Raw genomic sequence first — 25,574 nt, 5'->3', positions numbered from 1 at the left:
TCGATCAAGCAAGCATACGCACAGTAACTAGCACGCGGAAGTACCCTGACCTACGCTGTGGGCGAAGCTCCGGAACCGGTTTCAGGACGGACCGGCAGCGCCTGCAGGATCCCGCCCACCCATTGATGCGCTGCGCGGAATGCCTCGTCAGAGGTGTGCGGAGCCACGAGAACCTCGTGTGCGTCCGCCCGCCCATAGGACCCCAGGAACCGGGTGGCCGGGCTGATGCGGTGAAGTCCTGCGAGCGCATCGGCAAGCCGGGCATCCTGGACATGGCCGTCAGCATCGATGCTGAAGAAGTAATGCCCCAGGTACTGCCCCGTGGGCCGGGATTCGATCCGGCTGAGGTTCACTCCCCGGGTAGCAAACTGATCAAGGATTTCCATAAGCGCCCCCGGCCGGTCCTCGGGCAGCGGGACCACCACTGTGGTCTTGTCCGCTCCGGTCCGCTCAGGCAAGGCGCCGGGCCGGCTCACCAAAATGAACCGCGTCACCGCACCTGGATTGTCGCCGATGTTCTCCGCCACGACAGCCAGACCGGGCTGTTCCCGAGCGACTATCGGTGCACATATAGCGGCGTCGTAGTGGGCGTCGTCCGCTAGCAGTCCCATGGCGGCGGCCGCCGTGGAGGAGCCCGGGACGTATTCCGCACCGGGAATATTCGCCTCTACCCACAGGCGGCACTGTGCCCAGGCGTGGCCGTGGGTAGAGATGCGCCGGATGTCGGTGACCGCCACTCCCGGACGGGCCACCAGCACAAAGCTGATGGGAACCAGGACCTCCCGGATGATCCGGAGTTCCGGACCACTGGCAATGGCGTCCAAGGTGGCAGTGACGCCGCCTTCCACGGAGTTCTCGATCGGGACCATGGCAGCATGCGCAGAACCATCCCGGACCATGTCCAGCGCAGCGTTCACGTTGGACGCCGGGATGCGGGTGGCCTCGGCAGCCCCCGGCACCTGCATCAGAGCCGCCTCCGTGAAAGTTCCCTCGGGTCCGAGGAATGTGTAGATAGCGGCTGACGCGGGCATGGCAAATTCCTCTATGGCGATGGGTGCAGGACGAGTCTCGGCTTAGAGGACCAGCGGCTTGAGACCGTTGTCGGACACCAGCGGCTTGCCCGACTCCAGCCACTGGTCCATGCCGCCAGCAACATTGATCGCCGCGTAGCCCTGTCCGGTGAGCCACTGCGCAGCGCGGAAGGACCGTCCGCCGGTGCGGCAAATGATGTAAAGGTCCTGATCCGGGTCCAGTTCGTCCAGCCGTGCGGGGAGCTGATCCAGCGGAATGTGGAGGGCGCCCTCGGCGTGGCCGGCCACCCACTCGTAATCCTCGCGCACGTCCAGGATGGCCGCGCCCTCCGGAACGTCGTTGACAGGCACGGACTCGAAATCGCTCACGGGATCCCCTTTCGGATGACTATGGTCTCTTCCCAGCCTAACGCCGGCCGCCAGCCAACCCGGCAGGGAACTGGCAGGTTACGCTTCTACATGATCCCGAGGAGGACCCTTGCCTGCTGAGAAGCCCGCCGACTCCCTGAGCGACCTGCACAATATGTCCGCCGTCCAACTGCGGGACTCCCTTCGCTCCGGAGAGCTCTCGGCCCGTGAAACGACGGCGCACTTCCTGGACCGCATCGCCCGGCGGAACCCTCTGCTGGGTGCCTTTATTACCGTCACCGCCGAACAGGCCATGGCCGATGCGGCCGCTGCCGATGCCCGGTACGCCCGGCTTCGGACGAGGTCTTTGGCAGCCGCTGCCGGCGCCGCTGGGAACGGTCTGCCGCTCCTGCACGCCATGCCGCTCGCCTTCAAGGACCTGACCGATGTGGCCGGCGTGGTGACCACCCACGGGAGCGCAGCGCTGGACCACAAGCCTGCGCCCACGGACGGGGCGATTGCTGCAGTCCTGAAGGCAGCGGGCGTGATCTCGCTGGGTAAGACGCAGGTTCCGGAGTTCGGGCTGACGGCCTACAGCGAAAACCGCATCGCCCCGCCGTCGCGCAACCCTCACGCCCCCAGCCGCAGTTCCGGCGGTTCCTCTGGCGGCAGCGCCGCCGCGGTGGCCGCCGGATTGATCCCATTTGCGCCCGGGAGCGACGGCGGCGGCTCCATCCGGATCCCGGCGGCGGCCTGCGGACTGGTGGGGCTCAAGCCGGGCCGTGGGCTGGTGCCATCAGGCGAGAGCTCGGCTGATCCCGCCGGGCTGGTGGTGGCGGGCCCCCTGGCCAGGAGCGCCGCCGATGCTGCCCTGCTCATGGACGCACTGGTGCCCTCCCAGAAAAGCGGCTACCTCGAGGCCGTGGCACAGGACCCGCGTCCGCTGCGGATCGGCCTCAGCCTGGACAGCCCCTGGTCTTCTGCCTTCCCGTTCACGACCGGGCAGGAGGCCCTGACGGCATTGCAGGTGGCCCGCGAGATGCTGGAACATGCCGGGCATGCCGTGACCGACGCCAGCGTCCGCTACGACAACCGTTACCCGGACGCTTTCACCACGGCCTGGACAGCGGCCGTCGGAACCGCCCGGATCAGTCCGCACCGTGAGGCCTTGCTGACCCCGCTCACCAGGACCTTCAGGCGCAGGGCCCAACAACGCAGCGCATCCAAGCTGAACGAATCCCTGGCGTTCCTCCGGCAGTTCACACATGACACCATCACCCAGTACGGGGCCTGGGATCTCATGCTGATGCCTGCCTTGGCGCAGACGCCTCGTCCGGTGGGCTGGTTTACCGGCGCCACCCATGGTGACGAGCGCTGGCCCGCCGCGGCCTGGGCGGGCGACGCCGACGACGACTACCGCAGGCAGTGCGAATTCGCGCCGTGGTCCTCGATGGTGAACGTTTGCGGCCTACCGGCCGTGACCATTCCCGTGCACTGGACCGGCGGCCAACCGGGCGAGGGACTCCCGATGGGCGTCCAGCTGGTTGGTCCGGCGGGGTCGGAGTTACTCCTGCTGCAGATCGCGGCACAGCTGGGTTTCTGAAGTTGGCTTGAACGGCTTGGGGGTGTCGACTCTACGGCCAATCGGGTGGACCATTAAAGGGCAGTCACCTAAAGGAGGCCTGTGATGTGCTATTCATCAAGCAAGGATTTCGGGTGGGGCATCAAGAAGGACGCATCCCGCGAACCCGAGGCGTGCCAGCAGACACCGCCGGACCGTACCGAGCCGCATTACACGGCTCAGGACTTCACCTTCTGGGCTTTCCCGCGTCGGCGGAAGACCCATGAAGCGGAGGAACCTGCTGCTGAGCGCACCAGCGAGAGGGTCTGACCCGTTGGCCACGCCCGCTTGAAGAAAGGCCCCGCCCGGGGCCTTTCCCCTGCCCTGGCCCCCGTCATAGCGCCGCATGGCATCGCCGCAGCGACCACGGCCGGGACCGGCTTACAGAACGCCACGTCAGTGAATTTTGGAGGGAAACTCACACATGCGCGGACAGTACGTACACCAGGCCTCCCTGCTGATGGCCACCGGATCCGATCCCGGGGCACCAGGCGCGGCCATCACCCTTGAACTGTGCGGAAGCTGGGAGCATAAGCCGCCGTGCCCTTTGGCTCCACACCACACAGGCCACGCCCGGGACGGCAACGAGGTCAGGATCAGGGTCGTCTTTGCCGCCGAACCGGCTAAGGAAAATGAGGTCCGCCGCCGGATCGAAAAGGCCCTGGCTGGCGGGTCCCTCACCGGGCCAGGCGGAGTGAAAACGAACTGGACTTTCCGTGACAGCGGGCCCGCTGTGCTCAGCGAGGCGGAGCGGGAGCAGGCGAGGCGGATCGCGGCCCATGCCCCGTCACCGGAAACCTAGTTCTGCTGAACCGAGTCCTGCTGAGCCTGCACTGCTGCAACCTGGTCCGGAAGCCTAATAGCCGTACGAGGAGGTGCGGTAGGCCGACAACCCGAGGATGAGAAGCAGCCAGAATGCGCCATAGCCGAGCAGGCACAGATACCCCAGGACCAGGCCGGTGATGGACATGGCCTTGCCGGAGGGTTCGCGGCCGAGGGCCAGGTGGCCGGTGATGATCGCTGCGAGCTGCGGGATGAGGAACCACCCCAGCAGGACCGAGGAAATACCGCACACCATACTCGCGATGCTCAGGCCCCTGGGCTCGGCCGCCGGCATGCCGTAGTACGCCGGCTGGCCGTATGGGTTGGGCTGGGCGTAGGTGCTCGGCGGACCGTAGGGGCTGCCCTGCTGGGCGTAGGGCGCACCGTACTGCTCTGCAGGCTGGGTGTACGCGCCCGCCCCGGGCTGGCTGTAGGCGCCCGGTCCCGGCTGGCCGCTGCCGTACTGTCCCCCGCTCTTTCCCCAGTCGTAAAGAGGCGGTGCAGGAATCTCCGGGCCCTGCGGCGGCACAAACTGTGGCGGCTCATAGCCGGCCGGTGAATCGCCTGCTCCATGGGCGCCGGGTCCCTGGGAATCCGGGCGCGGTGTGGTCTGGTCACTCATGGTTTTCCCCGTTCGAAGTCTTCGCTTCCCAGCCTACGCCGCCGCGTACCTGCGGTCCGATCGCACTATGAGCGGTCCTATCGTCCTAAATAAGGCATCACGTACACAGCGAAAACGACGAAGCCCACGAGGCACAGCAACCGGCCCATCCCCACGGCAGCCTGCTGTTGGGCATGCGCTTTCCGGCTTCCATAGCCGCTGCGCGCCCCGCTGGGGACGTGCGGGAGCTGCCGCGGGCCGGGCCGGGAATCGCGCCGGCCAGCCGGTGCTGCCGCCGGCCGCTGCGCCATATGCGGCCCCTGCGACACCTCGGGCCGTCGGGGCACATCGGGCCGGCTCGTCGAAGGCACCACACGATGGCTGGTCAATGACCTCAGGGCGGGGCTTTCCGCCTCCGGTTCCTGTGTGAGCTGCTGACTGAGGTTCGCATACAGGCCCAGCACTGTCGCCGTGTCCAGCACCGCAGGCAGGGCCAGGACGGCCTCAACAACGCGTTCGACACCCGCGACCGCGACGTCGGCACTCGTGATGGCGAAGAGGTCCGGCTGACCTGCGAGACAGATCAAGGGGCGGACCAGGCGGCGGTGCGGCGGCGTCATGACCGAGGCGACGGCGGCGCACTGCGCCAGCGCCCCTTCCACCGACTGCGTTCTGGCAAACCGGCCCTGCCACAGGACCCCGGCGGAAACACGGACCTCACCTGTCCAGTTTTTGGCATCCACAACCACCACACCGCCGGGACCCACCAGCACGTGGTCAAGGTTGGCCCTGGGCCTGCCGGGCCAGTGCACGTCGTTGAGGAGAAACCACCCGTGCGGGACGAGCAGGCTGAGATGCTCGGCAACAATCCGCTCGCCAACGGCGCCTTCGTCCCAGGACTGAGTGGCCCGTTCGGCCAGATCCAGTTGGCGTTTAAGTCGCTGCACACGCTCCGCTGCGAGCCTTGACTGCTCGGCCGCGCCGTCCCCTGCCCCCATGACCGGTCCCCTACTTTCTGGCGGTTTTGCTGCCGCATGCGCGACGGCAGTGCTACCGCCGTCGCGCCTTCCTTGCTGACTTTTCCGAACGTAACAGCGGCGGCGGCGGCCGGTATATAGGTACTTTTCGGCTGAGTACTCAGGTTTAACCACTTGTTCATGACATTCCGCGTCACAGGGTCCGGAATTTGGGCCGCGGCGTATTGCCGTCCGCCCGCGTCTGGCATGCTGGTCCCATGGCTAGCCGCGCGGGCACAGTTGCCCAACCCCAGGACCTTGTTGACATCACTGCGCTCCTCGACGCGTACTACGACATTTCGCCGGATCTGGGTGATCCCGGCCAGCGCGTAGCGTTCGGCACGTCGGGACACCGGGGATCCAGCCTCAAGGCGTCGTTCAACGAAAAACACATCGTTGCGATCACGCAGGCCATTGTGGAATACCGCGCCGGCCAAGGCATCACCGGTCCCCTGTTCCTGGCGAAGGACACCCACGCCCTGAGCGAACCCGCGCAGAACTCAGCACTGGAAGTGCTCGCCGCCAACGGGGTCAACGTGCTGGTTGACGCCCGCCACGGCTACACGCCCACACCTGCCCTGAGCCACGCCATCCTCACGTACAACAACAACCGCCAGCCCGGCTCTCCCGAGGCGGACGGCATTGTGGTCACGCCCAGCCACAATCCGCCGGGCGATGGCGGCTTCAAGTACAACCCGCCGCACGGCGGCCCTGCCGATTCCGATGCCACGGGCTGGATCGCCAACCGGGCCAACGAACTGCTCGAAAACGATCTCCGCGGCGTCAAGCGCGTCCCCGTCGCCGAAGCCCTCGCCGCGGACAGCACCGGCAAGTTCGACTTCCTCAGCAGCTACGTTGACGACCTCCCGTCGGTCCTGAACCTGGACGCCATCCGCGAGGCTGGCGTCCGCATCGGCGCCGACCCCATGGGCGGCGCCTCCGTGGACTATTGGGGCGAGATCGCCGAGCGCCACCACCTGAACCTCACCGTGGTGAACCCCACCGTGGACCCGCAGTGGGCCTTTATGACCCTGGACTGGGACGAAAAGATCCGGATGGACTGCTCCTCACCCGCCGCGATGGCCTCGCTCATCAAGCGGATGTCCGACGGCGGCAGTTCAGCCGCGTTCGACGTCGCCACCGGGAATGACGCCGACGCCGACCGGCACGGCATCGTGACCCCTGACGGTGGGCTGATGAACCCGAACCACTACCTCGCCGTCGCCATCGATTACCTGTACCGCAACCGCAGCGGCTGGAACCCGAACTCGGTGGTGGGCAAGACCCTGGTTTCCTCCTCGATCATCGACCGTGTGGCGGAGAGCCTGGGCCGCAAGCTGGTGGAGGTTCCCGTGGGCTTCAAGTGGTTTGTGCCCGGCCTGCTGTCCGGCGAAGGCGCGTTCGGCGGCGAGGAATCGGCCGGCGCCTCGTTCAACAAGCTTGACGGCAGCGTCTGGACCACCGACAAGGACGGCATCCTGCTGGCACTGCTCGCCTCGGAAATCACCGCCGTCACCGGCAAGTCCCCGTCGCAGCTGTACAAGGGCCTGACCGACCAGTTCGGCGCCCCCGTCTACGCGCGCATTGATGCAGCAGCCACGCGGGAGCAGAAGGCGGCACTTGGCAAGCTCTCGCCGTCGGACGTCACTGCAACGGAACTGGCGGGCGAAACCATCATCGCCAAGCTCACCGAGGCGCCCGGCAACGGCGCCTCCATCGGCGGCCTCAAGGTAGTCACGGAGAACGCCTGGTTCGCCGCGCGTCCGTCCGGCACCGAGGATGTCTACAAGATCTACGCCGAGTCCTTCAAGGGCGAGGAGCACCTCAAGCAGGTGCAGGCCGAGGCCAAGGCCTTGGTGGACGGCGTCATCGCCTAACCCAAAAGCAGATGCTCTATCACTTTTGGTCCCCATCCGGGTTGGATAGGGGCCAAAAGTGATAGAGCATCTTGGTTTAAATCAGACGGTGCGGACGACGTCCTCGTAGCTGAACTTGGGCTTGGCTGCGCCCCAGGCACCCTCACCGGCCTGGCCGATGTTGACCACCAGGAAGCTCTTCTGCTCGCCGGCGGGGAAAAGCTGGGCGTCGATGGCGCCGAAATCGGCACCGGTCATCGGGCCGGCGGCGAGGCCGAGGGACCGGACGGCAATGATGAAGTAGCCGGCCTGCAGGTGCGCGTTGTTGTTGCCGGTGGCTGCAGCCAGGTCCGGGGCGGCGTCGTACATGGCCTTCGGCGCGTTGTACTCGGGCAGGAAAGTGTCCCACCGCTCAGCCCAGGCGGTGTCGTAGCTGAGGACGGCAACCAGCGGAGCGGAAGCGGTCTTGGCCTTGTTGCCGTTGGACAGGGCGTCAACGAGCTTGGCGCGGGCCTCGTCCGAACGGACATAGGTGACACGCAGGGGCTGGGAGTTGAACGCCGTAGGGCCGAACTTGGTGAGCTCGTAGATGGCGCGGGCCTGGTCCTCGGTCACCTCACCGGTAAAGGTGTTGGCGGTGCGGGCTTCGGCAAAGATGGCGTCGACGGCGGCTGAGTCGATGACTGCTTCTTCGTGGGCAATAGTCATATGCGTACCTTTCGCTGGGCCCGCTCATCAGGATGATGGCCGGCGGTCTGCTTTCCATAGTTGCAACTTCAAGCGTTCCCGCCTTCTTCCCGTGACGGCACGTGACGTCCAACACAGCCGGACGCGGGGCGGGGCGGCGCGGTATTGTTGCACCGGAAGATTCCAGCCCCAGCGGCAACCCCCTTGAAAGGCTCCCGTCCATGAGCATGCTCGGAATGAAATGGAAGCTGCACGGCACCGGCAGGTCGATTAAGCCCGGCCACGTGGTTGCTCCGGACGAGCGGCTGGCCTGGCCCCTGACCATTGGCGTGGGCATGCAGCACGTGGTGGCCATGTTCGGAGCCACGTTCCTGGTCCCCATCATCACCGGGATGCCGCCGGCCACCACCCTGTTCTTCTCCGGCATCGGCACGCTGCTGTTCCTGGTCATTACCAAGGGCCGGGTGCCCAGCTACCTCGGCTCCAGCTTCGCCTTCATCGCGCCCATCATGGCGTCGCAGCATCAGTTCGGCATCCCCGGAGCGCTGGGCGGGGTGCTGCTCGCCGGCGTCGCGCTGGCCCTGATCGGTGCGATCGTCCAGAAGTTCGGTGCCGGCTGGATCAACCGGCTGATGCCGCCGATCGTCACCGGCGCCATCGTGGCCCTGATCGGCCTGAACCTGGCCCCCGCCGCAAAGATGAACTTCGCCGCCGCTCCCATCACCGCGGTGATCACCCTGGCCACCATCATCCTGGTCAGCGTCCTGTTCCGCGGGATCGTCGGCCGGCTAAGCATCCTGGTGGGCGTGGTGGTGGGCTACGCGGTGGCCATGCTGCGTGGCGAAGTGAGCTACGACAAAATGGACGCAGCCGCGTGGATCGGCCTCCCGCACTTCCAGACACCGGAATTCCATGTGGGCGTGCTGGGTCTTTTTGTTCCGGTGGTCCTGGTCCTCGTGGCGGAGAACATCGGGCACGTGAAGTCAGTGGCGGCCATGACCGGGCAGAACCTCGACGACGTCTCCGGGCGTGCGCTGATGGCTGACGGCATCGCCACGGTCCTGGCTGGCGCAGGCGGCGGTTCCGGCACCACCACCTACGCGGAAAACATTGGCGTCATGGCGGCCACCAAGGTGTACTCGACGGCGGCGTACTGGGTCGCCGGAATCTTCGCGATCGTGCTGAGCTTCTCACCGAAGTTCGGCGAACTGATTGCCACGGTGCCGCAGGGCGTGCTCGGCGGCGCGGCCACCATGCTGTACGGCATGATCGGCATTCTCGGCGTGAAGATCTGGGTCCAGAACAAGGTGAACTTCGCCAACCCGGTGAACCTGACCACCGCCGCCGTCGCGCTGATCATCGGCATCGCGGACTATACCTGGACCATCGGGGAGCTGACCTTCACCGGCATCGCGCTGGGTTCGGCCGCCGCCCTGGTGATCTACCACGGCATGAAAGCCATTGCGAGGGCCCGGGGCACGGTGGCGGAACCGGAAACCGAGCAGGCCAGCCTTCCGCCGGCAGTGAAGGCCGCTCTTAACGCCGCAACGAAACGTAGCCCGAAGAAACGCTGATCAGGCGGCGTGGCCGCCCCCGATGAAGGGCCCCGGGGAACTGCCATAGCCAAACACCGGCCCCGGCTCAGGCCGCTTGGCCGTCAGCGCCTCCTCAGCCGGGTGCCTCAGCTGCCTGACCACCCACGGGACCAGATATTCCCGGGCCCAGATCAGATCCTCGGACCTGGCCGCCTTCCAGTTGCGTGGCAGCGGCGGCCTGGGTACCAGGGGCACCAGCGTGTGCGGTACACCAAGGGCCTGCAGCACGGCGGCCGCAATGGTGTGGTGTCCCAGCGGCGAGAAATGGAGCCGGTCAGGATCCCACATGCCTGGGCTTGAGAGTTCGCGCAGGAACCACAGGTCAACCATCACCGCGTCGTGACGGGCGGCCACGGTGTGCAGGTTCTCGTTGAGGATGGCCACTTTGCCACGGATCTGGCTGAAGACCGGGGTGGCACCCCAGTCAGGTCCGGCGAACATCACCACGGTGGCCCCGGAGCGGGTCAGCTGGTCCACCCCGGCGTCGATCTTTTCTGCCAGCCGATCCGGGTCACTGCGCCGGAAAACAATGTCGTTGCCCCCGGCGGAAAGCGTCACGAGGTCGGGCTTCAGTGCGAGGGCCGGCTCAAGCTGCTGGTCCAGGATCTGGTGCACCAGGAGCCCCCGGACGGCGAGGTTGGCGTAGGCGAAACCAGGCTGGTTAGCACTGAGCTCCTCGGCCACGCGGTCAGCCCAGCCGCGCAGGCCGCCGTCACTACGGGGGTCAGGGTCGCCGATCCCCTCCGTGAAGGAATCGCCCAGGGCCACCAGCCGGTGCCAAGGGTGAAGTGCTGGCTCTGCGGGGGCGCTTGTGGCTGCCTTGTCCTGCTTGCGGGCCTTCATGGTGTACTCCCTGTTTTGTAGGGTCCTTCGTTCAGCGCCGGTGTTTCGACCGTGATGAGTCCGAAACCGGCGCTGTCATGGCGGGGTTCCGCCGTCTCCGGGCGTGAGGCCGCCACGATATTCAAGGCCGTCTGGCGCAGCCCCTGGCTGGTATGCCTTGCTACGGTCCGGAGGTACTGCACAGCGGCCTCGTGGCCGAGCCCGTAGTCGGACATCAGGATGCCGAGGGCCAGGTCCATCAGGACTGCGGAACTCTGGGCTACTGCCAGCTGCGCGCCTGCTTCGGCCCGCGCGGCCACCCGCACCACCAAGCGCAGGGACGTCGCCACCTGCCGTGCATAGCGGCGCACCAGAACGATGTCTTCGCTGCTGAAGGCATGGGGTGTGGCGGCATAGAGGCTCAGCGCCGCATGCCACCCTACGGCAGAGACGATGGGTATCGACAGCAGCGACCGGACCCCGTGGTCCGCGGCAGCACTGGCGTAGCCTGGCCACCGGCGGTCGCGGGCCGTGTCTGCCAGGTGCACAAAGTCACCGGCGCGAAGGGATTCCAGCACGGGTCCGTCCGCGAACGAGCACTGTTCTTCGTCTGCGGCCCTGGCCGCGGCGCTGCCGGCGGCGGCTGTCCGGACTGCTCCGGGACGGAAGAAGGTGACGGCCCAACTGATTGAGCGGACATCCCCGTCCAGGCCGCGCATGAACTCGCCGGTGACCGAAGCAAGGAAGTCCTCAACATCCGTGCTCTCGAACACCACATCCTGGGGGTCGGGAAAGGATTCCCAACCTGGCCCCCTTGGAGTCTCCGCGGCCATGTTCCACGCCTAGGATCGAAACGCGCGGCCCACTGCAAAACCTCTTACTAGGATACGTCCGGAGTTGGTTTCCCGGGTGCGGTTCTACGGCACCAATATGCGGCATCACAAGACGGGCCGGGGGCACAAAAGTGCCGCCCGGCACGAATCCGGACGGCACTTTGCTTCCATAGCTGGCGCCGGGCGAAACCTGGCGGCACTACGGGTCAGCCGGCGTCGAAACTTTCGTCGTCGTCGTTCGGTGATTTCTCCTTGGACAGGTCATTTCCGCTGCCGTCCGGCAGGCCGGCTGCGTCGCCTTCCGGCTCTGAGGAGAACGGCTCCGAGCCCTTCGAATCCGCGTTTGACTCGTCGATTTCGGCCTCTGCCGACGGCACGTCCGCGTCCCCCGGCACGGGCGGTCCGCCCGGTTCGACGCCGGGACCGTTCGAGGCGACTCCGGCATGGCGCTGCTCGTCCGTGCCGCCCATCTCCTGCTCCGCGGTCGGCGAGCCGTATCCGCCCGCTTCCTCTCCCGGTTCCGTGCGCAGGTTTTCCTGACTCATGGTTCCTCCTGTTGTGGATGTGGATGAATCTGACGGGAAAGTATTGAGACCCGGCTGGCCGGCCTTGAAACTATCCCGCCTGTCAGGCCGAGTCCACCGTTCGACACAAGCCATAAGCAACCTTAGCAATCGTTGATCTTGGCGCAACTTCGGCTTAGCTTGGGAGCAAACGGCTTGGGAGCCAACGGCCTGGCGGCGATGCCGGGGGCGAGGAGAAGCAATGTCCGATGTGGAGGACGCCAGCGGCAACTCGGGCCGGAACGAAACCCGGGAAGAGCAGCTTGACCGGAACTGGGCCGAACTGCTTCAGGAGCTCCGGGTTCTGCAGACCGGGGTGCAGATCTTGGCAGGCTTCCTCCTGACGCTTCCCTTCCAGCAGCGCTTCAGGGAACTCGACGGATTTCAGGTCAGCCTCTACCTCGTCAGCGTTGTCGTCGCCGCCCTCACCACCGCCTTCATCCTGCTTCCGGTGAGTGTCCACCGCCGGCTGTTCCGCCAGCGCCTCAAAGAGATGCTGGTGTCAAGCGCCGATACCATCACGAAACTGGCCCTGGCCGGGGTTGGCATGCTCAGCGTCGGGACGACGGCACTGGTGTTTGATGTAACAGCCGGCCGCTCGGCGGCCCTTGCCGCAGGTGGGATCCTGCTGGCGGTCCTCCTGATCCTGCTGATCTATGTGCCCCTTCGACTGAACCGCCGTGCAGAGGGACGCTAATCCAGGCACGTTGATCCAGGGGCGATAACCGCGCGACCCCGCCGAATGCGGCTGAAGGGGACTTCAAACAGTCGGGCTCCCCCGAACCGGCCATGACGAAGGGCCTGCCTCAGGCGCCTTCGAGGACCCGGCTGGTTGCCCACGCCAGGTACTTTGCGGCGTTGGCGACGGCGTCTTCGGGGCTGGCGGCCACATCGAGCAACTGCGCGGCGGCTACTACGCCGTGCCCCGCCAGGTCTTCGGGCGTGACCAGGATCCGGCCCGCCACCACGATCACCGGGATGCCCCGTTCCCGGGCGGCGTCGGCGAGCGCGATGGGGGCCTTCCCGGTCAGCGACTGCGAATCCAACGACCCCTCGCCGGTGATCACGAGGTCTGCGTTGTCGAGGTGCCCCGAGAGGCCGGTAAGTCCCGCGACCAGCGCAAACCCGCCTTCCAGCCGGGCACCGGTAAAAGCAAGGAACGACGCCGGGAAGCCGCCGGCAGCCCCGGCGCCGGGGACGTTGACGTCCCGGCCGGTGGCTTCACGGAGCACGGACGCCCAGTTGCGGAGGCCGGCGTCGAGCAATTCCACAGCCTCCCCATCCGCTCCCTTCTGGGGGCCGAAGACGTGGGCGGCGCCGGTGGTGCCGAACAGCGGGTTCTGCACGTCCACGGCGATCCGGAACGAAACGGAAACCAGGCGCGGATCCAGTCCGGAGGTATCCAGAGCCACCACATCCGCAAGGGATCCGCCGCCCAACGGGACCACGTTTCCGGCGCGGTCCAGGGGCTTCAGGCCCAGCGCACGCAGCGCACCGCTGCCGCCGTCGGTCATGGCCGATCCGCCCAGGCCCAGCACAATCTCGGTGGCACCGGCGTCGAGGGCAGCGGCGATTAACTGCCCGCAGCCGTAGCTGTGCGCCCGCAGCGCGTTGGCCGCAGTGGGCTCCATCTGAGCCAGGCCGGAGGCCTGCGCGGTTTCGATGACTGCGACAGCACCGCCGTCGGCGTGCCTGCGGATGGCCCAGGCCGCACCGACGGGCTTCAGGATGGGCCCGACGACGGCGTTCAGCCGCTCCTCATAGCCAGCAGAAACGGCCGCCTCCAGAGTTCCCTCGCCGCCGTCCGCGATGGGAAACTGGTTGGTATCGGCGTCCGGATAGACGCGCAGGGCCCCTTCCGCGATGGCGGCAGCGGCCTCGGCAGCGGTGAGGGAACCCTTGAACTTGTCCGGAGCGATGAGAATGCGCATGCGCTCAATCATGCCAGTCCCGCGAGGGAAAGCGCTTGCCCGATCCGCTATGCGGACTGGGCCTCCTGAACCGGCGCCTTGCCCTTGAGGACGGCGAAGTAGCCGGGGATCCTGCTGTCCCCGCCAACATCCATCAGTGGATTGGTTTCGATGGTGGTGGCGCCGTCCTCCACGAGCGTCCATCGGTCCGTTGGCATGACGGCAACAAGCTCGTCCGGGCCGAAGTGGCCGGGCATGGGCAGCTTACGGATGGCCAGTTCCAGCGGCGCCGGGATCTTTCGAAGCGAGGCACCCAGGTGCGAGACGTATTCCACCGGGTTTCCGCGAAAGTTCGTCTCTGCCAGGAAGACCCGGCCGCGCCCGCCCACCAGCTGCCGGAGGTTTTCCATCAGGGCAGCCTGATCGGCGGTGCCCAGGACATGGAGTACCCCACGGATGAAGACGTTGGCGTCCGTGGGTCCCGCCAGCCCGGCGCCCGCCCCCGGCCGGGTCATGTCGCATGCCACAAAGCTGACGTTTTTTAACCCTGCCGATTCCTCCCGCGCGCGGGCCACGGCATGATCAGCCACGTCCACGCCGATCACCTGCGGGGAAAATGCCGCCAGGGCGCGGCTAAAGGCACCGTGGCCGCAGCCCACATCCACCACAGGGAGGTCCGGATCGAAGTGGCGTGCCAGTATGTCCCGGTATCCGTTCAACTCGTTGTCAGAGCCGGAATCCCAGAGCACTTCGCTGCTGGTACCGGTACTGGCGATGCCTGCCCAGTACCTGTCCCAGGCAACAGCCCTGTCCTTGGGAGCGGAGCGGGACAGGCTGATGAGCTTGGGCAGGATCAGGTACTTCCGCCAGGCGGAGCGCAAGGGGTTCGAAGGGGAGGGCACCGTTCAAATATAGGCCCCGGCCGTCCCGCGCCTGCGCTGGAAAGCGCGATGGGGTTCAGGTTACGGCTTGCTACCCCTTCAGCAGCCAGGCCGTAGCCTCTTCCCTGGAGGTGAAAAACCGGGTGGGGCAGGGCAGTTTGTTGATGCCGAGGATGAAGTTCGCCAGCACTTTGTCCACGGGCGATGCCCCCAGCAGCGCTATCCGGGACGCCTGGCACGGCCTGCCGAAAACGGCGCGGGCACCGCGGCTGACCTGCGCCGTTGTGGCCATGTCCACCAGCATGGGATAGCGGAGGTCACCACAGAGTTCATTCACGCCGCGCATCGCCGCTTCGGCGTCGGCCTGGGAGATGGACACCGCGCGCGGCCACCTCAGTTGAATGACACCCTGCCCATCCAACGTCAGATCCGCCTTCACACCTTCAGCAGGCTGATTCGTCACGATTACCCTCCGCGGTTCCTAATAAGGGCCAGCTCTGCCCCGTCACCCTACAATGTACTCATTCAGGACTAAACAGTGCTCAGCCAACAGCGAGGGGGACAGGTTGCCACCGGATACACCACACGTAGCAACCGTGCCCTACCTGGCCGTAGTCGCGGACCCGGACTCCGGGCGTCGGCAATTCGTAGCGGCAGCACTGGAAGCGGCGGGCTTCACGGTCCGCGCTGCCGGGACCGCCCCCGCCCTGTCTGCAATTCTGGCTGACGCCAAGCCCTCCGTCCTGGTCCTGGACAGTTCCCTGTCCGATATCGACGCCGCGGCGCCTGTCCTGGCGCTCGTGGACCTGGACAGTCCGGCCGAGGTCAAGGCCGTGGAGCACACCGGCGTCCGGGACTGCATTGCCAAACCGCCCGCGGCCAAGGAACTGATCCACCGGGCCACGGCCCTCATCAACCTGGTTTCCCGCCGGGCGGAGGCACGGCATGAAGCCGAGACGCTGCGCGAACGGCTGCGGCAGGTATCGGCCGCACTTCGCGGAACCAACGATCCCCAGCAGATCGCCGACTTTGTGGTGACGGGTTTCGGTGAGACCTTCGGCGCCGACCGGGTCTGCCTGGCCACGTTCGAGGACGACAGGGTGCCGCTGATCACCGCGCAGTGGCACCGGCCCGGGCTGGCGCCCCTGCCTGCGGCGTTGTTCGCGGCCGCGGAAGAGGACCGCACAGCAGCCGATGTCCTCTGGTCACGGGCAGAGCCCCTGACCGCGAACGGGGCTTTCGTCCCGGGCGGCACTGATGACGTGGAGCTTCCGGCCGGGCTGGCCGCCCTCAATGCGGCAGCATACGTGGCCGTCCCGATGGGCGACGGCAGTTCGTCCCTGGGCATCATCTGGATCGCGCTGCTGGGCTCCCCCCGGGAATGGTCGCGGGCGGAGCTCGGCCTCATCCAGCACGTGGCCGGCAACGCGGCCCATGGGCTGATCCAGAGCCACCTGATCACCAGCCAGCAGCAGGTGGTCAAGCAGCTCCGGGAGCTGGACAAAGCCAAGACCGACTTCCTGGCCACCGTCAACCACGAACTCCGTACCCCGCTGACGTCGATCATGGCGTACCTGGATATGATCCAGGAAAGCACCTCAGACCCGGTGTCCACCGAGGTCCACCAAATGTTGGATATCGTGGTCCGGAATACGGAACGGCTCCGCCTGCTGATCGAGGACATGCTGAGCGTTTCCCGCAACGGCCACGAGCTCAGCCCGCTGCAGCTGACGCCTGTCCGGCTGGCACGGACCCTGAAGATTGTCACCGCCGCACTCACGCCGCTGGCGAAGCTGCAGAACGTCAGCATCGCCCTGGCCCCCACCGCCGATGACCTCGACATCATGGCAGACGAAGTCCAGCTGCAGCAGGTTTTTACCAACCTGGTCTCCAACGCCATCAAGTTCACTCCAGGCGGAGGGCGGATCGACGTCGGCAGCGTCTCCGAGACCGAAGCCGACGGCACCCGCTGGGCAACGGTCAAGGTCTCGGACACCGGGATGGGGATCTCCGAGGATGAGCTGGCCCACGTCTTCACGCGCTTTTACCGGGCCTCCAACGCCATGGCCGGGGCTGTGCCCGGCACCGGCTTGGGGCTTGCCATCACGCAGGACATCGTGGACCGTCACGGCGGCCGCATCGAGGTGGCGTCGCAGCTGGGCCTGGGCACCACTGTCACGGTGAAGCTCCCACTGGACACCCATTCGCCACAGAGTCCCTGAACCAGTCCCTGAACCCCGGAGAGGAGGTCCCCTTGTTCGCCGATGATGACCCCAGGCTGTCCCAACTTCTAGAGGGCATTGTCCGGCTTGCCTCCGGCGACCTCCAGTCCCGGATTGAAGTCTCGCCCGCCCGCGACGAACTTGACGCCATCATCATGGGCACCAATCTCCTGGCCGAGGACCTGCAGATTATCTACGAGGAACTCGAACAGCGCGTTGAAGACCGCACCCAGCTCCTCCACGAGGCGCACCGCGAAATGCAGAAGATGGCCATGCAGGACCCCCTCACCGGCCTCGCCAACCGGTCGGCGCTCCTTGCCGCACTGAAGGCCGCGCAGGACCATGACGTCGCCGGCCAGCCGGTGATCCTGCTCCTTGACCTGGATGCCTTCAAGTCCATCAACGACAGCCTCGGCCACGCCGCCGGAGACCATGTGCTAACGACCGTCGCAAGGCGTATCCGCGGTGCCGTCCGCCGCGGTGACGTTGTCGCCCGGCTCGGCGGGGACGAGTTCGCCATTGTTATGCCTGCCACGGGTGCCGACCAGGCCGCCGTCGTTGGTCAACGCGTCCTGGCCTCCCTTAAAGAACCAATCGTGCTTCCCGACCGGACCATCCGCTGCGCTGCGAGCATCGGGCTCAGCGTCGGGGAGCCGGGCCGATCGCCGGACGACCTGCTCATGGAGGCCGACGTCGCCATGTACGCCTCCAAGGCCGAGGGTCAGAACCGGCTCCACGTGTTCGAGCCCGGGCTCCTTCTTGTCCGCAGGCTCCGCAGCCAACTCCTCGATGACCTCCGGACCGCGGTCAAGGGCGAAGGGCTGGTGCTCCATTACCAGCCCGTGATTGAGCTTGACACGGGCAGGATTGAAGGCGTGGAAGCCCTTGTCCGCTGGCAGCACCCCACCCGCGGGCTCATCATGCCGGACGAGTTCATCCCCCTCGCTGAGGACGCAGGACTGATCTCCGAGCTTGGCCTGTGGGTCCTCACGACGGCGGTGCATCAGCTCCGCTGTTGGATTGACGACGGCCTGGTGGACAGTTCCTTCTCGGTGCGCATCAATATCTCCGCCACCGACCTGCAAAGCCTGCAGTTCATCGAGGATGTCCGCGGGGTGCTTAAGGAAACAGGCGTCCGGCCGGCGCAGGTTGTCCTCGAACTGACCGAAGTGGCGATCGTCAGGGGCAACGAACTGGACCGGTACTCCCTTGGCGGGCTGCGGGGGCTTGGGGTCGGAATCGAGATCGACGACTTCGGGACCGGCTACTCCTCCATCAGCTACCTGCGCCGCCTCCCGGTGGACCGCGTCAAGGTGGACCGGTCGCTGATCGAGGGGCTGGGTACTGATCCCAGCCAACCCGCCCTCGTGGCTGCCGTCCTGCAGCTGGTGCGGGCCTGCGGGCTCGAAGCAGTCTGGGAGGGCGTGGAAACTGCGGAGCAGGCTGAACACCTGCGCAACCTGGGCTGCCTCAGCGCGCAGGGGTACTACTTCAGCAAACCGGTTCCGCCCGAGCAGGTTCCCGGGCTCCTGGCCGGAAGTTCGGCACAGAGTAATAGCGCTTAATCGTTCAGGGGCTGCGCTTTTGGCATGTCCCGATATACCATCTAGTTGGAAACCGATTCTCCGCGGGCAGGAAGATCGGCCTAAATCAGAAGTATCGAATTCCGGAAAGCGCCAGGACATTTGAAAACTAAACGGCCACGGGGCTATTACTTCGTCAACTGGGGGCGTCGCTAATGACAGTTCGCGTGCAAGCATGGGGAGTAATCGCTGCGGTGTTGGCGGACCCGGATCCTGCGGGAGCAGCCATCCGCCAGCGCCTCAGCGATCGCTTGGGCGAAAACCCGGGCGTACCGGAGCGGGCCTTGCTGGAATATCTGCTGGAGCGCCGGCAGATGGATGCTGCGCAGGAGGGCACCCCGGTCACGGCCCGCGCCCTTCAACCTCTGAACGCCGTGCCGCCGCATCTCGTTGAACGGCTGGACTCACTGCGGAGTCTCTCCAGGATCAGCGCCTTGCTGGAGAAGCAAATGTTGATGACTGCTTTCCAGCCCATTTACGGCCTGGACTCCAAGAGTGTGGTGGGTGTTGAGGCGCTGTCCCGCTTTGTCAGCGACGACGGCGCCGGTGCGGCACTCTGGTTTGCCGAAGCTGCTGCGGTTGGACTGGGCGCCAACCTGGAATTCTCAGCACTCGGTTCTGCAGCGCTGGCCGCCGCGAGCCTCCCTGGGCACCTTTATGTCGCCATGAACATCTCGTCCGCATCATGCCTCGACCCGCGCCTGCCGGAATTGTTTGACCATATTGATTTGCCAATAGAGCGAATTGTCCTCGAGTTGACGGACGGAATTCCGGATGACCAATACTCGCATTTCGTTTCCGCAATTACTCCACTGCGGAAACGCGGGCTGAGAATTGCCATCGATGACTCGAACTCCAGCGCCGGCACGCTGAGCCGGATGCTCCATTTGCGCCCCGACTTCATCAAGCTGGGACGAAGCGTCATCAGCGGCGTGGACCAGGACCCGACACAGCATGCCGTTGCCGCCTGCATGGTGGAGTTCGCCACCCAGATCGGAAGCGTCGTGGTGGCGGAAGGCGTTGAAACCGCCGAGGAACTGAAGACCCTGACCGAGTTGGGTTTCAGCGCCGGGCAAGGCTACCTGCTCGGCAGGCCCTCTGTGCGGCCGATGGACTGGGCCGCTTGGGATGCTCCCCTAGACCCGGATGAGTTCCGCCCCCTCGCCGCCGATTCCGGCCGTTCCATCCCAGGCCCCGGCGGCACTGAACGGCGATAACCGGCTGCGCCGCTGAATTGGCGCGACCGCAGCTTTATTGGGTGTCTGGCCCGGCATGAGGTGTCCGCGGCCCGGCAACGCTGCACGACTCAGCTGCCGGGCCACTCGCCCCGCTCCACGAGAACTTGCCTCAGCAGGTCTGCCCGGTCCGTCACGATCCCGTCCACGCCAAGGTCCAGCAGGCGGCGCATTTCGGCAGGATCATTGATGGTCCAAACGTGGACCCAGAGGCCGAGGGCGTGAGCGCGGCGGATGAACCCGGGCGTGACCACACGGATCATGCCCTGCCGCACAGGCACCTGCAACGCCTGAACGTCACGCAACGAGCCCCGGAGCACAAGGCGCAGCAAAGGAACTGGAAGAACAGGGCCAAGCAGAACGAACAGCCCGTTCGTCACCACCCCGGCCGAGGACGCAACCGGCCGGCTGAGCAGCTTCAGCACCGCCCGGCGTCGGCGGTCTGAAAAGCTGGCCACCAGGACGCGGTCATGCGCGCCGTGACGTTCGATGCCTGCGGCAAGGGTGTGCACGGAGCCCCAGTCCTTGATGTCCAGGTTCACCCGCACTTCGGGGAACGCCGTGAAGAGCTCGTCGAACAGCGGCACCGGTTCGAACCCGCCGATCCTGGCGGCGGCCACGTCGGCGGCTGGCAGTTCGGAGATCCGGCCGCGGCCGTCGGTGACCCGGTCCAGGGTGTCGTCGTGGAAGAGCAGCAGCACGCCGTCGGACGTGGTGTGGACATCGGTTTCGACGTAACGGCATCCCAGTTCGACGGCGGCACGGAAGGCAGCCATCGAGTTTTCCAGCCCCTCCCGGGAGAAGCCGCGGTGGGCCAAGGCGATGGGGCGCGGCGGGCGCGAGGCATCACCGGAAGAGTCAAAGTACCGCTCGGTCACGCTGCGAGCGTACCGGAACCTGCCCGCTATGCCTCCTGCGGCACGATCTCCACGCCGTCGCTGCAATGAAGCATCGTACGCCCCAGCCCGCCGTCGAGATTCACCCACACAGAGGTGTAGTCCGGGGTGATGGCGTCCACGAGCCCGCCGGTTTCGTAACCGGGAGTGAGGAGGACGCGCACCCGGTCGCCCTCTTTCAGCGCCTTCCAGTGCGCTGCCGGCTCTGCCGGGCGCAATGCCGCTTCGGACCTGCGTTGGTTGCCGTTCCTTGCCATGACTTCCCCTCAAGCTGTGGATGGTGTATGCCCACGGCCACTCTAGGGGGCGAAAGTTAACGCGAGGTGAGCGTGAGCTGTGAAGAGAGGCTATTGCGCCTGGTCAGGCGCGCCCTACACCGAGCCCGGCGAGCCTTGCCTCAAGAATCTGGGCTACGCCGTCGTCGTCGAAGTGGGGTGCCTGCTGCCCGGCGGCGCGGATGGCGTCCGGGTGGCCGCTGGCCATCCCGTATCCGTTGCCTGCCCAGCGCAGCATCTCGACGTCGTTGGGCATGTCACCGAACGCCACCACATCCGCGGCGTCGATCGAGAGGGACTTGGCGTACTCGGCCAGGGTGACTGCCTTGTTGACGCCGGGAAGGCACAGCTCCAGCATGGCCACGCTGGGTGCGGAGTGAGTGGCGTACGCGAGGTGCGCGACGGCGGGGCGGACCTCGGCGAGGAAGTCGTCCGGAGTGCCCTCCCTGACGATCGCAAGGAACTTCACGACGGCGTCGTCCGCGGTGAGCGTGTCAGCCAGCGGGGCGGGGGTGAATTCGGCCAGCAACTCGCTGGAGCCGTTCTCGATAAAGCCCGGCTCCAGGTGGAACCCGTTGAGGGTCTCCGCGGCGAAAAGCGACGCGGGCCGCAGGGTCTTGATGATCCGACGCGTTTCCCGGACGGCATCAATGCTCAGCGTTTGGGCGGAGACCAGCCGATCCGTTTCGAGGTCCCACACCACGGCGCCGTTGGAGCAGATCACAGTGCCGGTGTGTCCAAGCTGCTCCTGCAGCGGGTGCAGCCAGCGCGGCGGCCGGCCGGTAACAAAAACCAGTTCGACGCCGGCCTCCCGGCAGGCATGGAAGGCGCGGACGGTGCGGTCACTGATTTTTCCGTCGTGCCCCAGAATGGTTCCGTCAATATCACTTGCTACCAGCCGCATTCTCCCAGTCTACGTGGGTCTCTTTTAGGGGCCCTGCCGCCTAAGGGAGCCCCTCCGGAAGGGGGCCGCCGTTGCGGGCAGGCAGCAAGTAGCGGGTGAACCAGCCGGCAGCCAGCTTCGCCGCCTGCGCGAGCGTTCCAGGTTCTTCGAAGAGGTGGGTGGCGCCCGGAATGACCTCCAGCCGGATCAGCACCCGCATGCCGTTCATCGCCGCCTGGTTCAGGCCAAGGACCTGGGTATCGGCCCCGCCGACGATGAGGAGGGTGGGGGCACGGACGGCGGCAAGCCGCGGGCCGGCCAGGTCGGGCCGCCCGCCCCTGGAAACGATCGCACCCACCTGGCCGCCGGCGTCGGCTGCGGCCCACAGCGCGGCGGCGGCACCAGTACTTGCCCCGAAGTAGCCGACGCGCATTGAGGGACCATATTGGGTAGCCAGCCACTGTGTTGCCGCGGTGAGCCGCTGGGCCAGCAACGGAATATCGAAAACGTTCCCGCGGTCCGCTTCCTCCGCCGGGGTCAGCAGGTCCAGCAGGAGGGTGCCCAGGCCTGCACCGTGGAGGACGGAGGCAACGTACTTGTTGCGCGGGCTGTGCCGGCTGCTGCCGCTTCCATGGGCGAAAACGACAACCGCTTCGCAGTGTCCGGGCAGGTGCAGGTCTCCTTGCAGGGTCAGTGCGGCGGCCGGAATCTGCACCACCTGGTCAACCGCCGCGTCCTGCCCTCCGCCGCCGGTGGAATCGCTGGGGAAATCTCCGCTGGCGAAATCTCTTTGTGCAAGTGCGTCCAGCAGCCGCACCACCTCCTCGTCCGCTGTGGGTGAGAAGTCACGGTAATACTGCCCGACTGCCTGGAAATCATGGGCGGAAATGAGGGAGACAACCCGATCCGGTTCAGTCAGCGTGTCCAGCAGGTGTGCCGGGGCCACAGGGACGGCCAGAATTATCGTGGCCGCGCCGAGCTGCCGTGCCACTTGGCAGGCAACCCGGGCCGTTGATCCGGTGGCCATGCCGTCGTCCACGATGAGGGCAGTCTTCCCGGTCAGTTCCAGCCGTGGCCGTGCCCTGCGGTACCGTTCCACCCTGGATTTCAGAAGTGCCCGCGCCTCCCGTTCCACGGTCCGAAGATCGTTTTCCGTTATGCCTGCGAGCGAGATGACACGCTTGTCCAGCACGCGGGCGTTTCCTTCGCCGATGGCTCCCATCGCCACCTCCGGCCGGAACGGGACGCCGAGTTTGCGGACCACAATGACGTCCAGCGGCGCGTTGAGTGCTTTCGCCACCTCGGCCGCCACCGGAACGCCGCCGCGCGGCAGCCCCAAAATGATGACGTCCTCTCCCCGAAACCGGCTCAGCTGCTGCCCCAGCCGCCGGCCGGCGTCGACCCTGTCCAGGAACTTATTCATGCGGACAACTTCCTTGCTTGTACGGCCAGTGGGCGCTATTCCTCCTCCGGAGGAGTTTCCTGCGCAGCGGACCATGACATGGCATGGGCGGAGCCGTCGGCACGGACGAACCGCAGGGCCTGGTGGTTGGCACGGGGACCGGTGGCATGACGGTCCACTGCCTCGTACGCCATGTTGAGGCCGCCGTCGGGAAGCCCGGAAAGCGCAGCGCGCGCATTCGCCCAGGAAAACCGGCTACAGGCCGTTTCGTAGTCCGGCAGGTTGGGGGTGACAGGGAATGTCTGGACGTCCTTGGAGATCCGGGGCCAGCGCGCAGATTGGGTGGTTCCTGGCGTCATGCTCCCATCTGACACCCTGCAGGGTGGCGTAACAAGGGTAGAAAGTCCCCCGGGAAAGAGACGCAATGCGACGCTCTTTGACGCTACGCGACGCTGTGTTGAGCCTTCGCTACGCCCGGTGACCGCCCATGTCCGGACCGTTGTGGCACATCAGGCCCGTCCGTAATCTCTTCTCAACACCTCCGCCAGCAAAGGAAATTTCCCATGAGCACACCCTCGGACAAGAACCCACAGAACCAGCAGGGATCCACCCGGATCGTTGCCGGGCAGTCAGCCACTCCGCAGCGGCGGCTGGGGCTGAAGATCGGCATTGCGGTCGGCGTCCTAGCCTTGATCGGCGGCGGCGTGGCCGTGGCCTCGGCGGTCTCCGGCAACAATGCCGCGGCCCCCGCTGCGTCCGTTGCAGCTCCGGGCAACGCCGCGGCCGAGCTGAAGCTGGGCTACTTCGGGAACGTGACCCACGCGCCGGCCCTGGTGGGTGTCAGCAAGGGGTACATTGCCGGTGAGCTGGGCGACACGAAGCTCAGCACACAGGTCTTCAACGCCGGGCCTGCCGCGATCGAGGCCCTGAACGCCGGGGCCATCGATGCCACGTACATCGGCCCGAACCCGGCCATCAACTCGTTCGTCAAGAGCCGCGGGGAGTCCGTCAGCATCATCGCCGGGGCCGCCGCGGGCGGCGCCCAGTTGGTGGTCAAGCCGGAAATCAACTCAGCAGCCGATCTCAGGGGCAAGACTCTGGCCTCGCCGCAGCTTGGCGGCACGCAGGATGTTGCCCTGCGGGCGTGGCTCTCGTCACAGGGCTACAAAACCAATGTGGATGGCAGCGGCGATGTGGCCATCAACCCCACCGAGAACGCGCAGACACTGAAGCTGTTCCAGGATGGAAAGCTCGACGGCGCGTGGTTGCCTGAGCCGTGGGCGTCCCGCCTGGTGCTGACCGCCGGAGCGAAGGTCCTGGTGGATGAGAAGGACCTATGGGACGGTTCGCTCACCGGCAAGCCGGGCGAGTTCCCCACTACCATCCTGATCGTGAACAAAAAGTTCGCTGCTGAGCATCCGGACACAGTCAAGGCGCTCCTCCGCGGCCATGCCAAGTCGGTGGAATGGTTGAACTCCGCTTCCGACACTGAGAAGGCGAGCGTCATCAACGCTGCCCTCAAGCAGGCTGCCGGCGCAGAACTCAGCACGGATGTGATTACCCGTTCCCTGAAGAACATCGTGTTCACCGCGGACCCGCTGGCCGGGACCTACCAGAAGCTCCTGGCCGACGGCGTGACCGCCGGCACCACCAAGCAGGCGGACATCAACGGCATCTTCGACCTCACCGCCCTGAACGAAGTCGCCGGGGAGAAGACCTCGGCAGCGGGGCTGGGCAAGGAGTAGTGCTAAGACCCGGGCTTAGCGCCGAGATCCCGCCCCTCGATCCGCGTTATTGTTGCTGCCGCTTCACCATCTCAGTGATCCAGACGGGTGCGAACGGTGAGGTGCAATTCGGCGGTGTGGGGTAGTCCTTAAGCACCTCGAGCCGCTCCCCGATGTCCAGGGCGCGGGCCCGGTGCTCGGCGTGCTCAATGCCGATCTGGGCCAGGCAGTGGTTCATCGCCCACTGCAGGCGGTCCGGGGCGGGCTGCATCTCCGCCTCGATGATGTCGAGGAGTCCCGGGAGGTTGAGGCCCTCTGGAGCTTTCGCCACGCGCTCTATGGTCAGGGCCCAGCCGGCACTCGCCACCACCGGATCCGGATCGGCGAACCAGACCACACGCAGCTCCTCGGCGTGCGGGCTCTTCTTCACCACGTAGTTCACCAGCCAATCCTGCACCTTGGGCGTGCGGGCCTGGCGCAGCATGGCGTCCAGCTCATCGCTCCCGAAGGCCTTCGGACGGCAAATCAGCAGCCCCAACAGCCTGGCCGCAGTGTCTCCGGTTTCCCACAGCTCGATTGCAAGCTCCTGCTGCGTCTTCAGCCGCTTGGCCACCGCGCGCAGCTTGCTGAGGTTCACTCCGTGATCGTCGCCGTGCCGGGCATTCACCTCACGCGCCCGGGGATCCTCGAGCCCGGCCAGCTCGGCCATCAGCTCGTCCACCGCTGTTCCGGCTGCCGTCGTCTGGGCCACCTCAGCCTCCTGTCCAT

The 25,574-nt window shown here is 66.2% G+C and carries 27 protein-coding genes; 10 read left to right on the top strand and 17 right to left on the bottom strand.

All coding sequences use genetic code 11. The features are described from left to right. Positions 1-50 precede the first annotated feature (50 nt). Both pheA and AC1DIM_RS12970 read right to left on the bottom strand, forming a co-directional pair. Positions 51-1,031 carry a prephenate dehydratase gene (gene pheA / locus AC1DIM_RS12975; protein ID WP_477710898.1) on the bottom strand — a complete coding sequence of 327 codons (981 nt, stop codon included), beginning with the start codon at positions 1,029-1,031 and terminating at the stop codon, positions 51-53. 42 nt (positions 1,032-1,073) lie between these two features. Next, complete coding sequence (locus AC1DIM_RS12970) at positions 1,074-1,400, bottom strand: rhodanese-like domain-containing protein (protein ID WP_477710897.1); 327 nt, start codon at positions 1,398-1,400, stop codon at positions 1,074-1,076. A 154-nt stretch (positions 1,401-1,554) separates the two neighbouring features. Between AC1DIM_RS12970 and AC1DIM_RS12965 the strand changes: the two genes are divergently transcribed. The 3 genes from AC1DIM_RS12965 to AC1DIM_RS12955 all read left to right on the top strand — a co-directional run bounded on the left by AC1DIM_RS12965 (position 1,555) and on the right by AC1DIM_RS12955 (position 3,802). Further along, the gene (locus tag AC1DIM_RS12965) at positions 1,555-2,982 is read left to right on the top strand and encodes an amidase (RefSeq protein ID WP_477710965.1); all 1,428 of its coding nucleotides are present in this window, start codon (positions 1,555-1,557) and stop codon (positions 2,980-2,982) included. A gap of 84 nt (positions 2,983-3,066) precedes the next feature. Further along, entirely contained in the window at positions 3,067-3,270 is a 204-nt protein-coding gene (locus tag AC1DIM_RS12960; RefSeq protein WP_477710896.1) for a hypothetical protein, read from the top strand. A 154-nt stretch (positions 3,271-3,424) separates the two neighbouring features. Then, a complete protein-coding gene (locus tag AC1DIM_RS12955) occupies positions 3,425-3,802 on the top strand; it encodes a hypothetical protein (protein ID WP_477710895.1) in 378 nt (125 codons plus the stop codon). Positions 3,803-3,856: 54 nt separating this feature from the next. On the opposite strand, the gene AC1DIM_RS12950 is transcribed toward AC1DIM_RS12955, so the two are convergent. After that, entirely contained in the window at positions 3,857-4,444 is a 588-nt protein-coding gene (locus AC1DIM_RS12950; protein ID WP_477710894.1) for a DUF4190 domain-containing protein, read from the bottom strand. 77 nt (positions 4,445-4,521) lie between these two features. After that, positions 4,522-5,421 carry a nuclease-related domain-containing protein gene (locus AC1DIM_RS12945; protein WP_477710893.1) on the bottom strand — a complete coding sequence of 300 codons (900 nt, stop codon included), beginning with the start codon at positions 5,419-5,421 and terminating at the stop codon, positions 4,522-4,524. 236 nt (positions 5,422-5,657) lie between these two features. Here AC1DIM_RS12945 and pgm point away from each other — a divergent pair, with 236 nt between their 5' ends. After that, positions 5,658-7,316, top strand: coding sequence for a phosphoglucomutase (alpha-D-glucose-1,6-bisphosphate-dependent) (gene pgm, locus AC1DIM_RS12940; protein WP_477710892.1), 1,659 nt, complete (start codon positions 5,658-5,660; stop codon positions 7,314-7,316). An 81-nt stretch (positions 7,317-7,397) separates the two neighbouring features. Here pgm and AC1DIM_RS12935 read toward each other — a convergent pair whose 3' ends face one another. After that, complete coding sequence (locus AC1DIM_RS12935; protein ID WP_477710891.1) at positions 7,398-8,003, bottom strand: malonic semialdehyde reductase; 606 nt, start codon at positions 8,001-8,003, stop codon at positions 7,398-7,400. Positions 8,004-8,203: 200 nt separating this feature from the next. Between AC1DIM_RS12935 and AC1DIM_RS12930 the strand changes: the two genes are divergently transcribed. After that, complete coding sequence (locus AC1DIM_RS12930) at positions 8,204-9,556, top strand: uracil-xanthine permease family protein (protein WP_477710890.1); 1,353 nt, start codon at positions 8,204-8,206, stop codon at positions 9,554-9,556. Here the strand turns inward: AC1DIM_RS12930 and AC1DIM_RS12925 are convergent, their stop codons facing one another. The 3 genes from AC1DIM_RS12925 to AC1DIM_RS12915 form a co-directional block, all read right to left on the bottom strand. Then, the gene (locus AC1DIM_RS12925; RefSeq protein ID WP_477710889.1) at positions 9,557-10,420 is read right to left on the bottom strand and encodes an SGNH/GDSL hydrolase family protein; all 864 of its coding nucleotides are present in this window, start codon (positions 10,418-10,420) and stop codon (positions 9,557-9,559) included. After that, complete coding sequence (locus AC1DIM_RS12920; RefSeq protein WP_477710888.1) at positions 10,417-11,232, bottom strand: GAF domain-containing protein; 816 nt, start codon at positions 11,230-11,232, stop codon at positions 10,417-10,419. The genes AC1DIM_RS12925 and AC1DIM_RS12920 overlap by 4 nt, the downstream gene beginning before the upstream one ends. Before the next feature lie 206 nt (positions 11,233-11,438). Beyond that, entirely contained in the window at positions 11,439-11,777 is a 339-nt protein-coding gene (locus AC1DIM_RS12915; protein WP_477710887.1) for a hypothetical protein, read from the bottom strand. Positions 11,778-11,997: 220 nt separating this feature from the next. Between AC1DIM_RS12915 and AC1DIM_RS12910 the strand changes: the two genes are divergently transcribed. Continuing rightward, positions 11,998-12,492: a DUF6328 family protein gene (locus tag AC1DIM_RS12910; RefSeq protein ID WP_477710886.1), complete on the top strand. Its 495-nt coding sequence runs from the start codon at positions 11,998-12,000 to the stop codon at positions 12,490-12,492. A 109-nt stretch (positions 12,493-12,601) separates the two neighbouring features. On the opposite strand, the gene AC1DIM_RS12905 is transcribed toward AC1DIM_RS12910, so the two are convergent. The 3 genes from AC1DIM_RS12905 to AC1DIM_RS12895 form a co-directional block, all read right to left on the bottom strand. After that, positions 12,602-13,726 carry a glycerate kinase gene (locus AC1DIM_RS12905; protein ID WP_477710885.1) on the bottom strand — a complete coding sequence of 375 codons (1,125 nt, stop codon included), beginning with the start codon at positions 13,724-13,726 and terminating at the stop codon, positions 12,602-12,604. Positions 13,727-13,773: 47 nt separating this feature from the next. Further along, positions 13,774-14,607 carry a class I SAM-dependent methyltransferase gene (locus AC1DIM_RS12900; RefSeq protein WP_477710884.1) on the bottom strand — a complete coding sequence of 278 codons (834 nt, stop codon included), beginning with the start codon at positions 14,605-14,607 and terminating at the stop codon, positions 13,774-13,776. A gap of 70 nt (positions 14,608-14,677) precedes the next feature. Next, positions 14,678-15,049 carry a DUF7793 family protein gene (locus AC1DIM_RS12895; protein ID WP_477710883.1) on the bottom strand — a complete coding sequence of 124 codons (372 nt, stop codon included), beginning with the start codon at positions 15,047-15,049 and terminating at the stop codon, positions 14,678-14,680. Between the two features lie 133 nt (positions 15,050-15,182). On the opposite strand from AC1DIM_RS12895, the gene AC1DIM_RS12890 reads away from it, so the two are divergent. The 3 genes from AC1DIM_RS12890 (at position 15,183) to AC1DIM_RS12880 (ending at position 19,608) form a co-directional block, all read left to right on the top strand. Continuing rightward, a complete protein-coding gene (locus AC1DIM_RS12890; protein ID WP_477710882.1) occupies positions 15,183-16,808 on the top strand; it encodes a sensor histidine kinase in 1,626 nt (541 codons plus the stop codon). Between the two features lie 32 nt (positions 16,809-16,840). Next, positions 16,841-18,373, top strand: a complete 1,533-nt coding sequence (locus tag AC1DIM_RS12885; RefSeq protein WP_477710881.1) for a putative bifunctional diguanylate cyclase/phosphodiesterase — start codon at positions 16,841-16,843, stop codon at positions 18,371-18,373. A 185-nt stretch (positions 18,374-18,558) separates the two neighbouring features. After that, positions 18,559-19,608 (top strand): EAL domain-containing protein, encoded by a 1,050-nt coding sequence (locus AC1DIM_RS12880; RefSeq protein WP_477710880.1) that lies wholly within the window; start codon positions 18,559-18,561, stop codon positions 19,606-19,608. Between the two features lie 89 nt (positions 19,609-19,697). On the opposite strand, the gene AC1DIM_RS12875 is transcribed toward AC1DIM_RS12880, so the two are convergent. From AC1DIM_RS12875 to AC1DIM_RS12855, 5 genes are all read right to left on the bottom strand, one after another. Beyond that, complete coding sequence (locus AC1DIM_RS12875; protein ID WP_477710879.1) at positions 19,698-20,504, bottom strand: glycerophosphodiester phosphodiesterase family protein; 807 nt, start codon at positions 20,502-20,504, stop codon at positions 19,698-19,700. Between the two features lie 26 nt (positions 20,505-20,530). Further along, positions 20,531-20,779: a hypothetical protein gene (locus AC1DIM_RS12870; protein ID WP_477710878.1), complete on the bottom strand. Its 249-nt coding sequence runs from the start codon at positions 20,777-20,779 to the stop codon at positions 20,531-20,533. Between the two features lie 103 nt (positions 20,780-20,882). Beyond that, entirely contained in the window at positions 20,883-21,701 is an 819-nt protein-coding gene (locus AC1DIM_RS12865; RefSeq protein ID WP_477710877.1) for an HAD family hydrolase, read from the bottom strand. A 40-nt stretch (positions 21,702-21,741) separates the two neighbouring features. Then, positions 21,742-23,103, bottom strand: a complete 1,362-nt coding sequence (locus tag AC1DIM_RS12860) for a phosphoribosyltransferase family protein (protein WP_477710876.1) — start codon at positions 23,101-23,103, stop codon at positions 21,742-21,744. A 35-nt stretch (positions 23,104-23,138) separates the two neighbouring features. Next, positions 23,139-23,441 carry a hypothetical protein gene (locus tag AC1DIM_RS12855; protein ID WP_477710875.1) on the bottom strand — a complete coding sequence of 101 codons (303 nt, stop codon included), beginning with the start codon at positions 23,439-23,441 and terminating at the stop codon, positions 23,139-23,141. 204 nt (positions 23,442-23,645) lie between these two features. On the opposite strand from AC1DIM_RS12855, the gene AC1DIM_RS12850 reads away from it, so the two are divergent. Continuing rightward, positions 23,646-24,827 carry an ABC transporter substrate-binding protein gene (locus AC1DIM_RS12850; protein WP_477710874.1) on the top strand — a complete coding sequence of 394 codons (1,182 nt, stop codon included), beginning with the start codon at positions 23,646-23,648 and terminating at the stop codon, positions 24,825-24,827. A 46-nt stretch (positions 24,828-24,873) separates the two neighbouring features. Here the strand turns inward: AC1DIM_RS12850 and AC1DIM_RS12845 are convergent, their stop codons facing one another. Then, the gene (locus tag AC1DIM_RS12845; RefSeq protein WP_477710964.1) at positions 24,874-25,515 is read right to left on the bottom strand and encodes a DNA alkylation repair protein; all 642 of its coding nucleotides are present in this window, start codon (positions 25,513-25,515) and stop codon (positions 24,874-24,876) included. Positions 25,516-25,574 lie beyond the last annotated feature (59 nt).

The sequence above is a fragment of the Pseudarthrobacter sp. 01T43 genome, from assembly GCF_056398665.1.
Note: the sequence above shows the minus strand (reverse complement) of the source record. Positions and strands in the feature narration are given on the sequence as shown.

Coding starts and splice junctions, on each gene's coding strand:
- AC1DIM_RS12845 (WP_477710964.1), bottom strand. CDS start 25,515: ATGGCCGAGCTGGCCGGGCTCGAGGATCCCCGGGCGCGTGAGGTGAAT.
- AC1DIM_RS12945 (WP_477710893.1), bottom strand. CDS start 5,421: ATGGGGGCAGGGGACGGCGCGGCCGAGCAGTCAAGGCTCGCAGCGGAG.
- AC1DIM_RS12950 (WP_477710894.1), bottom strand. CDS start 4,444: ATGAGTGACCAGACCACACCGCGCCCGGATTCCCAGGGACCCGGCGCC.
- AC1DIM_RS12930 (WP_477710890.1), top strand. CDS start 8,204: ATGAGCATGCTCGGAATGAAATGGAAGCTGCACGGCACCGGCAGGTCG.
- AC1DIM_RS12870 (WP_477710878.1), bottom strand. CDS start 20,779: ATGGCAAGGAACGGCAACCAACGCAGGTCCGAAGCGGCATTGCGCCCG.
- AC1DIM_RS12860 (WP_477710876.1), bottom strand. CDS start 23,103: ATGAATAAGTTCCTGGACAGGGTCGACGCCGGCCGGCGGCTGGGGCAG.
- AC1DIM_RS12935 (WP_477710891.1), bottom strand. CDS start 8,003: ATGACTATTGCCCACGAAGAAGCAGTCATCGACTCAGCCGCCGTCGAC.
- AC1DIM_RS12915 (WP_477710887.1), bottom strand. CDS start 11,777: ATGAGTCAGGAAAACCTGCGCACGGAACCGGGAGAGGAAGCGGGCGGA.
- AC1DIM_RS12920 (WP_477710888.1), bottom strand. CDS start 11,232: ATGGCCGCGGAGACTCCAAGGGGGCCAGGTTGGGAATCCTTTCCCGAC.
- AC1DIM_RS12965 (WP_477710965.1), top strand. CDS start 1,555: ATGTCCGCCGTCCAACTGCGGGACTCCCTTCGCTCCGGAGAGCTCTCG.
- AC1DIM_RS12960 (WP_477710896.1), top strand. CDS start 3,067: ATGTGCTATTCATCAAGCAAGGATTTCGGGTGGGGCATCAAGAAGGAC.
- pheA (WP_477710898.1), bottom strand. CDS start 1,031: ATGCCCGCGTCAGCCGCTATCTACACATTCCTCGGACCCGAGGGAACT.
- AC1DIM_RS12865 (WP_477710877.1), bottom strand. CDS start 21,701: ATGCGGCTGGTAGCAAGTGATATTGACGGAACCATTCTGGGGCACGAC.
- pgm (WP_477710892.1), top strand. CDS start 5,658: ATGGCTAGCCGCGCGGGCACAGTTGCCCAACCCCAGGACCTTGTTGAC.
- AC1DIM_RS12850 (WP_477710874.1), top strand. CDS start 23,646: ATGAGCACACCCTCGGACAAGAACCCACAGAACCAGCAGGGATCCACC.
- AC1DIM_RS12925 (WP_477710889.1), bottom strand. CDS start 10,420: ATGAAGGCCCGCAAGCAGGACAAGGCAGCCACAAGCGCCCCCGCAGAG.
- AC1DIM_RS12905 (WP_477710885.1), bottom strand. CDS start 13,726: ATGCGCATTCTCATCGCTCCGGACAAGTTCAAGGGTTCCCTCACCGCT.
- AC1DIM_RS12910 (WP_477710886.1), top strand. CDS start 11,998: ATGTCCGATGTGGAGGACGCCAGCGGCAACTCGGGCCGGAACGAAACC.
- AC1DIM_RS12855 (WP_477710875.1), bottom strand. CDS start 23,441: ATGACGCCAGGAACCACCCAATCTGCGCGCTGGCCCCGGATCTCCAAG.
- AC1DIM_RS12955 (WP_477710895.1), top strand. CDS start 3,425: ATGCGCGGACAGTACGTACACCAGGCCTCCCTGCTGATGGCCACCGGA.